Raw genomic sequence first — 12,966 nt, forward strand, 5'->3', positions numbered from 1 at the left:
AGCTCCGTAGTGAGTCAGTAACAATTCAAAATTTAAGGGCGTGATACTGTGTGGTTTTTCTACAACTTTATGATCAGCAGGGTCTTTATGCCATAAAGTTGTTGCTTAATGATGACAGTTGATACATTTTCCTGTCTATCGTTGGGAAACGCGCACCGCACACAATTTGGCATCCAGCCTATCTGCAGTGGCTTGCGTTATACTTAACAACCTTTTTGACATCCTCCCCGGCCTGAAGGCCGGAGATTCCTACGGCGCTCAAGCGCGGCATTGAGCCGCACCTGAGTCGCTTCGGTGGGTTCCTGCTGCTGGCGGCATTGCTGCACCGCTCACTTCACAGGCGAACCGAGCGTGTCCCGCCCTTAAAACAGTCAAAACCACTGTAGTTGTTGCACTGCAAAAAGACAAGCGACTTTGAACTGTGCAACGTCCTGAGTAAACACGCAAAAGATTAAGCCAATTTTGTTGCGCTGTGTCAAAATTGTGACAAGTCTACGCGATTTGCTTTATGTCAATCGCCCCCAATCTGTCTGCTTCCTTTTATTACCCTGAACACAGAGAGATCACTGTGAAACAAGCCAAATTGACTTTAAAAGGCTATATCGTTACTGGTTTTTTGCTGTGGCTGCCGTTAGCCGTCACGCTTTGGGTGTTGAATCTTATCATCAGCACCATGGATCAAACCTTGCAATGGTTACCTGGTAGCTGGCAACCAGAACATCTGTTCGGTTTTCACATTCCGGGTTTAGGGTTGCTCGGTGCTTTATTAGTGATGCTGTTTACTGGCATGTTTGCCGCCAATATTTTGGGGCAGCGCATTGTGCGGATGTGGGAAGCCCTGATGGTGCGTATCCCAGTGGTGAAATCGATTTATTCGAGTGTGAAGCAAGTCTCTGACACCTTGTTATCTGGCTCGGGGCAATCTTTCCGTAAGGCTTTATTAGTGCAATTCCCCCATCAAGAAGCATGGACCATTGCTTTTCTGACCGGCACACCAAGCGGCAACGTAGCGGCACACCTCGGCGAAGAAGAGTTTGTCAGTGTTTATGTCCCGACGACACCGAACCCCACCTCGGGTTATTTCATCATGGTGAAAAAATCTGCGACACGCGAACTGGATATGTCGGTTGATGATGCGCTGAAATACATTATTTCTATGGGTGTAGTTGCCCCAAGTCACAAGGCGGTGCGCTAAACTAGCACCCTTTGTGTTTTTCATCTTTATAACAACGAATTCGAAAACGAAAGTTCTTGCAATGCGTACCGATTACTGTGGACTCATCGACACCCGCTATCTCGACCAAATGGTTACTATCAAAGGCTGGGTGCACCGTCGCCGCGATCATGGCGGCGTGATTTTTATCGACTTGCGCGACCGTGAAGGTCTGGTACAGGTGGTGATTGATCCTGATACCCCCGAAGCATTTAGCACTGCCGATAGCTGCCGCAACGAGTTTGTGTTAGCCATCACTGGCTTGGTACGCCGCCGCCCAGAAGGCACCACCAACAGCAACTTGGTTTCTGGTGAAATCGAAATTCTGGCAAAACAAATCGAAATTCTGAACAGCGCCACCACGCCACCGTTCCAAATTGATGAAGAAAATTTGTCAGAAAACGTGCGTTTAACCAACCGCGTGATTGATTTGCGCCGTCCAGCCATGCAACGCAATCTGCGTCTGCGCTACCGTGTGGCAATGGGTGTGCGTAATTACTTGGATAAACAAGGCTTTATCGATGTTGAAACCCCGATGTTGACACGCTCGACCCCAGAAGGGGCTCGTGATTATCTGGTGCCATCGCGTGTGCACCCAGGTGAATTCTTTGCCTTGCCACAATCACCACAGCTGTTCAAACAATTGCTGATGGTGGCAGGTTTCGACCGTTACTATCAAATCACCAAATGTTTCCGTGATGAAGATTTACGCGCAGATCGTCAGCCTGAATTCACTCAGATCGATTTGGAAACCTCGTTCCTCAACGAGAATGAGATTATGGACATCACCGAAGGGATGGCGCGCCATATTTTCCAAGATGTGCTGAATGTTGATTTAGGCGAATTCCCGCGCATGACCTACAACGATGCCATGTATTACTACGGCTCGGATAAACCCGATTTACGGGTGTCGTTGCAATTCACCGAGTTGACCGATGTGATGAAAACGGAAGAATTCAAAGTCTTCCGTGGTGCAGCTGACATGCCAAATGGCCGTGTCGTGGCCTTGCGCGTCCCAGGTGGTTCAAGCCTGTCGCGTAAAGACATCGATGATTACACCCAATTTGTTGCGATTTATGGCGCAAAAGGGTTGGCTTACATCAAGGTCAACGATGCCAGCAAAATCACCAACGATGAAAATAGTGGCTTGCAGTCGCCGATCGTGAAATTCTTGTCTGTCGCCGCCCTGACCGAAATCATCAACCGCACCGGCGCACAAAACGGTGACATCATCTTCTTTGGTGCCGATAAAGCTAAAGTTGTGAACGAAGCGATTGGTGCTTTGCGTATCAAAATCGGTCACGAGCGTGGCGAAGCCGGCGGTTACTTTGTCAAAGCATGGCGGCCATTGTGGGTGGTTGATTTCCCGATGTTTGAATACGACGAGGATGATGATCGCTGGACAGCCTGCCATCACCCCTTCACTAGCCCGAAACCTGGCCATGAAGACTTAATGGAAACCAATCCTGGGGCGTGTTTGGCACGTGCTTATGATATGGTGCTGAACGGTTGGGAAATTGGCGGCGGTTCTGTGCGGATTCACCGTGCCGATGTGCAAGAAAAAGTGTTCAACGCATTAAAAATCACCCCAGAAGAACAGCAGAATAAATTTGGTTTCTTGCTGGATAATCTGAAATTTGGTGCGCCGCCACACGGTGGTTTGGCGTTCGGCTTAGATCGTCTGGTAACGTTAATGTGCGGTGCAGAATCGATCCGTGATGTCATCGCCTTCCCGAAAACACAACGCGCACAATGTTTGTTAACACAAGCACCAAACGCAGTGGATGAGAAACAATTGAAAGAGCTAAATTTGCGCTTACGGCAAAAAGCAGAGACCCCATCCAGTTAATCCCTGATTGAAACGAAAAAGCCAGTATAAACTGGCTTTTTCGCAAAAAGATGTCTTAAAACGCTGTGAATATCTTGAACACAATCTCGCCAATCTTTGCGCTAAATCTAATTCCTATCAAATAAATCCTTTCATTCGCTTTTTAGCTTGGCTATAGTTTTCATCCTGTTGTAGAAAGCAAATGTCATGATATTTTCAGGGTTTTACAAAACCCCATACATAAAAAAGACATGAGGAGAAAACATGCTTGGTTGTAACATAAAAATATCTCATCTCGTCCTGTCTGACTTGACTTCTCGGTGTACACTGCAGCATAGCTTCTCAGCAGTTACAACAACTGCTTTCCCTTTTTCAAAAGTGGCATGCTCATGTTTTGTCATGTAACGAAATGGTTCCGGCGTATTTACGGCGACAGTATCAGTCAACACGACTTTCATTGTCTGCTGACGCCCGCCACGCATTCTTCCTTACTCGCACGGCGCCGCAGCGAAATGATGATTTCGCGAGTGCGCCTAGTTGCCATGCTATTCGCGATTTTGACGCCCCTATGGGTGGTGGTCGATGCTTTCTTTTTACCTTGGCCCTTGTGGGGATGGATTAGCATTCAACGGGTAGCGGTCAGTATCGCGTTTTGGATTTTGGTCAAGGCCTATCCTCATTCCTCGCAGATTCAAGATGCTTATCGGGCACTGGCCTTATTATTCTGTATTCCCTCGCTCTTTTTCCTGAGTTCAAACCTCACCTTAAGCGGCTATTGGGTTGTTGAGATGACCAACAACCCAGCGATTGTTGGCTACACTTTTTTACCATTTGTCATGTTGGCAGGGCTCAGTATCTTTCCTCTGACTTTCTTAGAAGGAATTTTATTTGCCGCCCCTGCCTTGGTTGCACAAGTGCTGTTTATTGTGTTTGACCTAGGCACGCTGATGAACAATAGCGGCGATCGTCTGGCAACGTCGTGGCTGTTGGCCTTGATTTCTGGTGTGGCAACCCTAGCGGGGATGAGCCAGTTACATTTAATGCGGCAATTAAACCGTCAAGCCTCGCACGATCCACTGACCCAATGCTTTAACCGTGCCAGTGGTGAAGAATTACTTACCATCCACTTTCACATCTCGCTGCGGCACCAACGGCCTATGTCTTTGGTATTTATTGATCTTGACCATTTCAAATCAGTGAACGACCAATATGGCCATGAAGCAGGCGATTTAGTGTTACGTCAGGCCGCGACGCGGTTGCGAGAAGCCATCCGCACTGAAGACATGCTGATTCGTTGGGGAGGAGAGGAATTTTTAATTCTGGCCCCCGATACCCCGATCGAAGGCGCATTACATCTGGTCAAGCGTCTGCGTGAACGAGGGTTTGGCTTACGGCCAGACGGTAGTCCGATCACCGCCAGCATTGGGATTGCTGAACGATCGTTAGACGACAGCAAGGAAGTCCATGCGCTGGTCGAATTGGCCGACCACCGCATGTACTTAGCGAAAAAAGGGGGACGTGATACCTATGTCTATGAGTCTTGAACGACTCACTGCTGAATCACATCTACACCTTTAGGTGGTGTAAACAGAAACTCCCCCGCTTCAATAGCGGGGTTTTTCTTGATATTGCTGAAACTTAAGCGAGTGGTTTGACCAAAATTATCCGTCAGCACCATCGAGATTAAATTGCCGGTTCGAAACCCCATCCGAAAGTGCCGAAAACCTGACTCGGCTGTTTTGGGTACTGCCTCTAGCCATTCCAAACCGTCTGCTTTGCCCAAATTGCGCAATTGGTAATCGCGTTCGATTTCATTCTTTCCTGCCAATAATGCGGCCGGACTAGAGCCCAATGCCTCATCCAACTGACGCGAGGTTACCTGCGCCAGCTCACGGTCATACACCCACAATCGCTTACCATCGCCAATAATCCATTGCTCATAGGGCTTTTGGTAAATCCAACGAAACTTGCCTGGCCGCGATAGCTGTAATGTGCCACGCGCTTGTTCTGACTTTTGGTCGCGACCACTGACTTCTTGCTGAAAATCAGCTTTCAATGACTGTGTTTCACTGACAAAACGCTTAAGCTCTGCCACACCATCAGCGAATGCCGACGGTGTTGCCAATAACGACATCAGCGCCAACAGCGCAGGCCAGCGGCGGCTTTTCTTTACTAAAGCAAATCTCACGGTCAAACCAACCTTCCTAAAAGTCTCAACGGAAACGTTGAGTAATTGGATAACGCCAATCACGGCCAAATGCACGGTGGGTAATGCGTGGCCCCACCGGTGCCTGACGGCGTTTGTATTCATTGATTTTGAGGAGACGAGTGACTTTCTCAACCGCTTCGGCAGCGTAGCCCATAGCAATAATCTCTTGCACTGAACGATTTTGTTCAACATAAGCTTCTAAAATCGCATCCAGAACGGCATAGTCGGGCAGACTATCTTGGTCACATTGATCGGGCCGCAATTCAGCACTTGGTGGACGTTCGATAATACGGCGCGGAATCACCTCATCCTGTTGATTACGCCATTCTGACAGGGCATACACCAGCGTTTTTGCCACATCTTTTAAGACAGCAAAACCGCCGGCCATATCGCCATATAAAGTGGCATAACCGGTGGTCATTTCTGATTTATTGCCTGTAGTGAGCACCAATTTACCGGTTTTATTCGATAAAGCCATCAGCAAGGTGCCACGAATGCGCGACTGTAAGTTTTCCTCGGTGGTATCCAATGGCAAATGACCAATCAACGGGTGCAAAGCCTGTTGAAAGTCCTCGTACATCGGCCAAATATCGATTTCATCGTATTTCACTGCCAAACGCTGCACCATATCGCGAGAATCAACTAAGCTGATCTCTGCGGTATAACGGCTTGGCATCATCACTGCATGTACCGCGTCAGCCCCCAGCGCATCCACCGCAATCGCCAGCGTCAGGGCAGAATCGATCCCACCAGACAGCCCCAACAACACCCCAGGGAAACCATTTTTTCTAATATAGTCACGCACCGCCAATACCAGCGCCTGATACACACTAGCCAATTCACTCGGCTGTGTGGTCATCACAGCGGTTTGTGGTGTTACCGACGGGAAATCGATGACGGTCAAGGCTTCGGCAAAAGCCGGTAATTGCGCCACTGTTTCCCCTTCCGCATTACAAGCAAACGAGGCGCCATCAAATACCAATTCATCCTGCCCACCAACAGCATTCAGATACACCACCGGCAAACCGGTTTCCTCACAGCGCCACTGTACTTGCTGTTGACGTACAGCCAGTTTATTGCGATGGAAAGGAGAGGCGTTTAATACTAATAAAATCTCTGCGCCAGCCTCGGCGACTTCCGCCGCTGGCTCACTTGACCAGATATCTTCACAAATCAGTAAACCGACTTGTTTACCCGCGCATTCAAACACCAGAGGCGCAACACCGGGGGTGAAATAGCGCACTTCATCAAATACCGATTCATTCGGTAAGCGCATTTTGTGATATTGCCCAAGCTGATGACCGTCACGGAACACCGTCGCCGCATTAAAACGTTCTTCACCAAATTGCACTGGATGACCAATAACGAGGGTGATGCCATCAATCTCCAATAGTGTGTCTAAACCTTGGCGCACAGCCTGATAAAATGCCGGACGCAGCAATAAATCTTCTGGTGGATATCCCGTCAGTGCCAACTCGGGAGTCAGCAACAGATCAGCGCCTTGCTCACGCGCAGCAAGGGCAAGTTCTTGAATTCGGGCGGTATTCCCCGCGATATCTCCCACAACTGGGTTAAACTGAGCAAGAGCAATACGCATGGCACATTTCTATCGTGAACGGAAAAAATCATTTTACCTTTAGATGCGCCGGCCGTGTCGCAATTAGCACTTGCCAAAGAGAACTGCCTTCCCTATAATGCGCGTCTTCATCTCAGCGGAGAGATGGATGAGTGGTTTAAGTCGCACGCCTGGAAAGCGTGTTCAGGGTAATACCCTGACGGGGGTTCGAATCCCCCTCTCTCCGCCAGCATCTCACCAGCCCGACAGTTAATCTGTGCGGGTTTTTTGTTTTTAGCAGCCAAATTCCTGCAAAAGCTGCTGCCTCGGCAGCGTTCTTTGGCATAATGTGCGGCATGATTGCTTTCGATGCTTGGCAGCCCATGCTGCCGCCAGACCTTAACCCAATATTGGCAGACTGGTTACTCACTCCCGATTCCCTAACCAATCGACTTCTAGCCACACACTATCCTTTCAGTGTCCGCTTGATTGGTTTAAATCACCGTCCACCGACACATGACGAAGCGGCCATGTTAGGACAGGGCGTTGAACAGGTATTGTGCCGCCAAGTGTGCTTACGCCTAGATGGTGAGGCAGTGATTTATGCTGCCAGTGTATGCGATAGCAGTGATCGTGAATGGTGTAAAACCCTCGATCGTGGCGGTCGATCACTTGGCTTTACGCTATTTGCCGACCAAGCGCCATTTAATCGCAGCCCACTGAGTTTTCGCCGTTTACAGCTCGGTGATCCACTCTTCCATGCAGCACTGCCTTTTCTGATCTCGTTGGATGAAACACCGTGTTTGTTATCGCTCCCTCGCCCCGATCACTTATGGGCACGACGGGCAGCATTTAGCGCACGGCATGGTGGTCAATTATTGGTACAAGAAGTGTTTTTACCGACACTGATTGCAAAACTGACACCGGCTCTTTCTCTTTCCAACCCAACTGGTTCCCGTTGATATTGCTATGCTTGCTCGTGAACGACTCGTGGTCTATGCCCAATTAGCCCGTATTGATAAGCCAATTGGCACCCTATTACTGTTATGGCCCACCTTGTGGGGATTGTGGTTAGCAGGTAATGGGCAGCCCAATATATGGGTCGTGCTGATTTTTATTGCCGGAACGTTCCTGATGCGGTCTGCTGGTTGTGTTATTAACGACTATGCCGATCGCCATTTTGATGGTGCAGTCGAACGAACCAAACACCGCCCATTTGCACGCGGCGCTGTCAGTGAACGTGAGGCGCTGTTATTAGCCGCCGGTTTGGCTGCCATCGCTTTTCTGTTGGTATTACCACTGAATCAATTAACGTGGTGGATGAGCCTACCAGCGGTAGTATTGGCAGGCAGTTATCCTTTTACCAAACGCTTTTTCCCCCTGCCGCAGGCCTATCTTGGTATTGCCTTTGGTTTTGGTATTCCGATGGCTTTTGCTGCATTGAATAACGAAGTACCTCTATTGGCATGGCAGTTGTTAATTGCCAATGTGTTTTGGACGCTGGCTTACGATACCGAATACGCCATGTGTGATAAACCCGATGATCTCAAAATTGGGATTAAAACGTCAGCGATTACCTTCGGCAATTATGATGTGTTAGCTGTGATGGTCTGCCACGTCATGTTTCTTGGCATCATGGCCGCAATTGCGGCACAACAGGGCTTAGGGGTGTGGTTTATCGCGAGTCTATGTGCAGCAGCGGTGTTGATGATGAAACAGTATCAGACCATCCGCCACCGTGAGCGAATGGCCTGTTTTCAAGCCTTTTTGGATAACAACAAAGTGGGTTTCGTGATCTTTGTGGGTTTGGTAGCCGACTTTGGTTTACGCTAGTGCTGTCCTGCTAACCAACCAGCTTCAAATGGTAGATGGTAGCGGCGACCATTGGCATCTAACGACATCAGCCAATCTTGCCGGCCACTGACACAGACCGGCAAAATCACCTCGGCCGTCCAATGTTGTGCGGTTTTTTGCACAAAGTGATAACGCACCGGCACCATCTCCATCCCTACCATGCTAAACAAGGCCGAGGGGGGGGTCGTGCCTGCTTGATCGAGTTGCAAATCGACCACAAAGCGTTGGGTATGCACCGGCGGACGATCAAAGCGCACCGACAACCCCTCGCTTTGACAACCAGCGACAGGATCAGCACAGGCTACGGTTACCACGGTGGCTTGTTGCTCACCATGTAAGAAATGCATCACCATCCATGCTTTTAGCGCGGCAAATAATAATAATGCCACGGCAATCAAAGCCCATTTGCGCGGTGATTGTTGTAGGTTAAACCCCTTCACTACCAAGCTCTCCAACCATAACGCATCATGGCAATCCCCTGTGCGCCGTATTTTTGGGCTACTGGTAGTTCTAACGGTGATAACCCGCCTAAGGCATACAGTGGAATCCGCGTTTGTTGCGATAATGCAGCAAATCCAGTCCATCCCAAAGGCCGTTGATTCGGATGAGTCTGTGTCGCTTGGACCGGCCCCAACAGAGCATAGTCACAGCCAAGGCGTGTTGCAGCAGCCAGTTCTGCCGCGTTATGCACTGACGCGCCCACCCAATTCAGTTCTGGGCGAGTGGGTAACGCCATGAGGCGATGCCGATTCAAATGTACGCCATCCAACCCCCATGCCTGCGCCAGCTCGGGTTCACCATTTAGCACCACTAAACAACCGGCTGGACGACAGCGCGCCACAATCTCGGCGGCAAAATCAGCCAATTGTGCAGTAGACATCTGGGGCTCACGAATCTGCACCATACCCACCGCCCGCTGCTGTAAGCCACGCTGTAATGCAGCCAACGAATGCACGACACCAAATTCTGCTGCACAGGTAATCGCATAAACCGGCGGTAAACTCAACCCACGCAACACAGGGCCATTGGCTGGCAAAACAGGGCTCACCGATAAGGCCTCATGAGGAAAATGCCAAGCAAATGACTGACCTTCTTTTGCCTGCAAAGTCCCTGTCCATGCTGTCACTCGAAAGAAACTGAGCTCAACAGTGGCGTGTTCATAAACAAAGTGTTTGTGAATCCACGGTGTGCATTGTTGCACCTGAATGCCGAGTTCTTCTTGTAACTCGCGCTGCAATGCTGCCAGCGGTGTTTCGCCGGCTTCAATTTTGCCACCGGGAAATTCCCAATAACCGGCATACGGTTTGCCTTCAGGCCGGCTTGCCAGAAAAAAACGGCCAGCGCTGTCAAATAACACACCAGCGACGACTTTAACGACAGAAACACTCATGCGCGGCGCTGTCCTTTCGCTTCGGCAAAGTGACGTAATCGTTGATACACCGGCTCGGGCACATATTGATGAATGACATCTTCCCAACCACGCGGGCCAACCAAACCTTTGACCATGGTTGAAGAGACCTCGGCATACTCACGCGGTGGCAATAAGAATACGGTAGTGATGTTTGGATAGAGATCAGAATTCACATAACGCATGGCACGTTCGTATTCATAATCAGAGGCAGTACGAATGCCACGAACAATGTAGTTGGCACCAATCGATTGTGCATAATTGACAAGAAACTGATTATCGAACACCTCAACCCGTAAATTTGCATATTGGGTTGTCGTCTCTCGCAGCATTGCCGCCCGCTCTTCAATCGAGAAAGTACAAGATTTATCAGGGTTCACACCAATCGCAATCACGACTTCATCAAATAATTCGACCGCTTCCTGAATCATCCATAAATGGCCATTGGTCACCGGATCAAAACTTCCTGCATAAACAGCGCGCTTCAATTGACATCCATCCTTAAAGAATTTGCTTAAGCAATGCTTAGCGAATGTACCTGTTTTCACAGTGGTAGGGCAAAACATTTTTTGCAGTGCAATATGAAAAAATTGCCGAAAAAACCGAAAGTTGTTACAGCTTTTTTGCCTGCGGTGGCCACGGGGTATAAGTTGACTAAATTACTCGGATATTTTATGCTGTGAAACAGGATTGATACCGGAAGGAAAGCCTAATCATGCGCTTGACCACCAAAGGCCGTTTTGCTGTTACCGCCATGCTCGACCTTGCCCTACGGCAAGCCAATGGCCCCGTTACGCTTGCCGGCATCAGTGAGCGACAAGGCATCTCGCTTTCCTACCTCGAACAACTTTTTGGCAAGCTGCGCCGCGCAGCCTTGGTGGAAAGTGTTCGCGGGCCGGGGGGAGGCTATTGTTTAGCCAAAAATACCGAAGATATTTCTGTCGCCGACATCATTATCGCGGTAGATGAACCGCTGGATGCAACGCAATGTGGCGGCCAAGAAAATTGCCGTGGCAAACAACGCTGCATGACACATGATTTGTGGACTGACCTCAACCGCACCTTATTTGCGTATTTGGCCAATATCAATTTGGCCAGTTTGGTTGAAAAACAGCACCACCATGAGCAAAACAGCTTGTTACAAGATCGCCGCCCCACAACCCGCAGCGCTGAACACAATCGTGGCCTTGATGCCCGCTAAGTAAATTGATTTTGTGATCGCCAACATCTACATGAGCCCAACTACCATGAACCGCCCTATTTATCTCGACTACTCTGCCACCACCCCGCTCGACCCACGCGTCGCGGAAAAAATGATTCCTTACCTCACCGAACACTTTGGCAATCCGGCTTCGCGTTCACATGCCTATGGCTGGGAAGCCGAAGCAGCGGTGGAAGAAGCACGCGAACAAGTCGCCCAGTTGGTGAATTGTGATCCAAAAGAAATCGTTTGGACCTCCGGTGCCACAGAGTCGAACAATTTGGCATTAAAAGGTGCGGCGCATTTTTACCAATCCAAAGGTAAACACCTGATTACGGTAAAAACCGAACACAAAGCGATTCTCGACACCACCCGCGAGTTAGAACGTGAAGGGTTTGAAGTCACCTATTTAACCCCACAAGAAAACGGGCTGGTTGACCTGAAAGTGTTAGCTGATGCCATTCGTCCAGATACCATTTTGGTGTCGGTGATGTATGTCAACAATGAAATTGGTGTGATCCAAGACATTCCTGCTATCGGTCAACTGTGCCGTGAAAAGGGGGTGTTATTCCATGTCGATGCCGCCCAAGCCACCGGCAAAGTGGTCATTGACCTCAGCCAGTTAAAAGTCGATTTGATGAGTTTCTCGGCTCATAAAACCTATGGCCCCAAAGGGATTGGTGCCTTGTATGTGCGCCGTAAACCACGGGTGCGCTTAGAAGCACAAATGCACGGCGGTGGTCACGAACGCGGTATGCGCTCGGGTACTTTAGCGACCCATCAAATTGTTGGCATGGGCGAAGCCTTCCGTTTAGCGCGTGAAGAAATGGCAACCGAAAACGAGCGCATTCGCATGTTGCGTGATCGTTTGTGGAAAGGCCTATCTGACATTGAAGCGGTGTATTTGAATGGCGATTTAGAACAGCGCGTGCCGCACAATCTGAATGTCAGCTTTGCCTATGTTGAAGGCGAAAGCTTGATTATGGCGATTAAAGACCTTGCCGTGTCGAGTGGTTCAGCATGTACCTCGGCTTCGCTCGAACCGTCTTATGTGTTGCGTGCCCTTGGCCGTGATGATGAATTGGCGCACAGCTCGATTCGCTTCTCGATTGGTCGTTTTACCACCGAAGCCGATGTCGATTTCGCCATCAAGCTGCTGCACGACAAAATCGGCAAACTGCGTGAATTGTCCCCGCTGTGGGATATGTATAAAGAGGGCATCGACCTCTCGACGGTGCAATGGGCAGCGCACTAACCTTAAACTCAATTTGGAGAATGCATCATGGCATATAGCGAAAAAGTCCTCGACCACTACGAAAACCCACGCAATGTCGGCGCCTTTGATAAAGGCGATGATTCGATTGGTACCGGCATGGTGGGTGCACCGGCCTGTGGTGATGTGATGAAATTGCAAATCAAGGTCAATGAACAAGGCGTGATTGAAGATGCCAAGTTCAAAACCTATGGTTGTGGCTCGGCGATTGCCTCGAGTTCTTTGGTCACCGAATGGGTCAAAGGCAAAACCCTCGATCAAGCTTTAGCGATTAAAAACACCGCTATTGCTGAAGAATTGGCCCTACCACCGGTGAAAATTCACTGTTCGATTTTGGCAGAAGATGCCATCAAAGCTGCTGTCAGCGATTACAAACAAAAACATGGCCTGTCTGCAGAATAAGGCACTTTTTTGGGAGAAGAGAT

General features: G+C 49.4%; 13 protein-coding genes and 1 tRNA gene. 9 read left to right on the forward strand and 5 right to left on the reverse strand.

Annotated elements, in window-relative coordinates; genetic code table 11:
• The first annotated feature begins 568 nt into the window (after positions 1-568).
• The 3 genes from G465_RS0102650 to G465_RS0102660 all read left to right on the forward strand — a co-directional run bounded on the left by G465_RS0102650 (position 569) and on the right by G465_RS0102660 (position 4,585).
• Positions 569-1,195: a DUF502 domain-containing protein gene (locus G465_RS0102650; protein ID WP_022652938.1), complete on the forward strand. Its 627-nt coding sequence runs from the start codon at positions 569-571 to the stop codon at positions 1,193-1,195.
• 61 nt (positions 1,196-1,256) lie between these two features.
• A complete protein-coding gene (aspS, locus tag G465_RS0102655; RefSeq protein ID WP_022652939.1) occupies positions 1,257-3,062 on the forward strand; it encodes an aspartate--tRNA ligase in 1,806 nt (601 codons plus the stop codon).
• Between the two features lie 368 nt (positions 3,063-3,430).
• Positions 3,431-4,585 (forward strand): GGDEF domain-containing protein, encoded by a 1,155-nt coding sequence (locus tag G465_RS0102660; protein WP_211213661.1) that lies wholly within the window; start codon positions 3,431-3,433, stop codon positions 4,583-4,585.
• Positions 4,586-4,590: 5 nt separating this feature from the next.
• Here G465_RS0102660 and lolA read toward each other — a convergent pair whose 3' ends face one another.
• Entirely contained in the window at positions 4,591-5,229 is a 639-nt protein-coding gene (gene lolA, locus G465_RS0102665) for an outer membrane lipoprotein periplasmic chaperone LolA (RefSeq protein ID WP_245556738.1), read from the reverse strand.
• A gap of 25 nt (positions 5,230-5,254) precedes the next feature.
• On the reverse strand, positions 5,255-6,847 hold the full coding sequence (locus G465_RS0102670; protein WP_022652942.1) for an NAD+ synthase: 1,593 nt from the start codon (positions 6,845-6,847) through the stop codon (positions 5,255-5,257).
• Positions 6,848-6,964: 117 nt separating this feature from the next.
• On the opposite strand from G465_RS0102670, the gene G465_RS0102675 reads away from it, so the two are divergent.
• From G465_RS0102675 to ubiA, 3 genes are all read left to right on the forward strand, one after another.
• Positions 6,965-7,055 (forward strand) — tRNA-Ser (locus G465_RS0102675).
• Between the two features lie 106 nt (positions 7,056-7,161).
• Positions 7,162-7,767, forward strand: coding sequence for a chorismate--pyruvate lyase family protein (locus G465_RS15305; protein ID WP_027405108.1), 606 nt, complete (start codon positions 7,162-7,164; stop codon positions 7,765-7,767).
• Positions 7,768-7,774: 7 nt separating this feature from the next.
• Entirely contained in the window at positions 7,775-8,638 is an 864-nt protein-coding gene (ubiA, locus tag G465_RS0102685) for a 4-hydroxybenzoate octaprenyltransferase (RefSeq protein WP_022652944.1), read from the forward strand.
• On the opposite strand, the gene G465_RS14930 is transcribed toward ubiA, so the two are convergent.
• The 3 genes from G465_RS14930 to coaD are packed head-to-tail and all read right to left on the reverse strand — an operon-like array spanning position 8,635 to position 10,555.
• Positions 8,635-9,099 (reverse strand): hypothetical protein, encoded by a 465-nt coding sequence (locus G465_RS14930; protein ID WP_022652945.1) that lies wholly within the window; start codon positions 9,097-9,099, stop codon positions 8,635-8,637. The two genes, ubiA and G465_RS14930, sit on opposite strands and share 4 nt — an antisense overlap.
• Entirely contained in the window at positions 9,099-10,049 is a 951-nt protein-coding gene (locus G465_RS0102695; RefSeq protein ID WP_022652946.1) for a Nudix family hydrolase, read from the reverse strand. The genes G465_RS14930 and G465_RS0102695 overlap by 1 nt, the downstream gene beginning before the upstream one ends.
• Entirely contained in the window at positions 10,046-10,555 is a 510-nt protein-coding gene (coaD, locus tag G465_RS0102700) for a pantetheine-phosphate adenylyltransferase (RefSeq protein WP_022652947.1), read from the reverse strand. Before coaD ends, G465_RS0102695 begins: the two co-directional genes overlap by 4 nt.
• A 227-nt stretch (positions 10,556-10,782) precedes the next feature.
• On the opposite strand from coaD, the gene iscR reads away from it, so the two are divergent.
• Genes iscR through iscU form a run of 3 tightly spaced genes read left to right on the forward strand, consistent with a single transcriptional unit; the run spans position 10,783 to position 12,943 of the window.
• Complete coding sequence (gene iscR, locus G465_RS0102705; RefSeq protein WP_022652948.1) at positions 10,783-11,268, forward strand: Fe-S cluster assembly transcriptional regulator IscR; 486 nt, start codon at positions 10,783-10,785, stop codon at positions 11,266-11,268.
• A 31-nt stretch (positions 11,269-11,299) separates the two neighbouring features.
• Positions 11,300-12,523 (forward strand): IscS subfamily cysteine desulfurase, encoded by a 1,224-nt coding sequence (locus G465_RS0102710; protein WP_373277219.1) that lies wholly within the window; start codon positions 11,300-11,302, stop codon positions 12,521-12,523.
• Positions 12,524-12,550: 27 nt separating this feature from the next.
• A complete protein-coding gene (gene iscU, locus G465_RS0102715; RefSeq protein ID WP_022652950.1) occupies positions 12,551-12,943 on the forward strand; it encodes a Fe-S cluster assembly scaffold IscU in 393 nt (130 codons plus the stop codon).
• The last annotated feature ends 23 nt before the right edge of the window (positions 12,944-12,966 follow it).

Source organism: Aquaspirillum serpens DSM 68, assembly GCF_000420525.1.
In the GTDB taxonomy this organism is placed as follows: domain Bacteria; phylum Pseudomonadota; class Gammaproteobacteria; order Burkholderiales; family Aquaspirillaceae; genus Aquaspirillum; species Aquaspirillum serpens.

Bases quoted from the DNA above. Each gene is read 5' to 3' on its own strand.
- aspS (WP_022652939.1), top strand. From the start codon at position 1,257: ATGCGTACCGATTACTGTGGACTCATCGACACCCGCTATCTCGACCAA.
- G465_RS0102660 (WP_211213661.1), top strand. From the start codon at position 3,431: ATGTTTTGTCATGTAACGAAATGGTTCCGGCGTATTTACGGCGACAGT.
- G465_RS0102670 (WP_022652942.1), bottom strand. From the start codon at position 6,847: ATGCGTATTGCTCTTGCTCAGTTTAACCCAGTTGTGGGAGATATCGCG.
- G465_RS15305 (WP_027405108.1), top strand. From the start codon at position 7,162: ATGATTGCTTTCGATGCTTGGCAGCCCATGCTGCCGCCAGACCTTAAC.
- ubiA (WP_022652944.1), top strand. From the start codon at position 7,775: ATGCTTGCTCGTGAACGACTCGTGGTCTATGCCCAATTAGCCCGTATT.
- G465_RS0102695 (WP_022652946.1), bottom strand. From the start codon at position 10,049: ATGAGTGTTTCTGTCGTTAAAGTCGTCGCTGGTGTGTTATTTGACAGC.
- iscR (WP_022652948.1), top strand. From the start codon at position 10,783: ATGCGCTTGACCACCAAAGGCCGTTTTGCTGTTACCGCCATGCTCGAC.
- G465_RS0102710 (WP_373277219.1), top strand. From the start codon at position 11,300: ATGAGCCCAACTACCATGAACCGCCCTATTTATCTCGACTACTCTGCC.
- iscU (WP_022652950.1), top strand. From the start codon at position 12,551: ATGGCATATAGCGAAAAAGTCCTCGACCACTACGAAAACCCACGCAAT.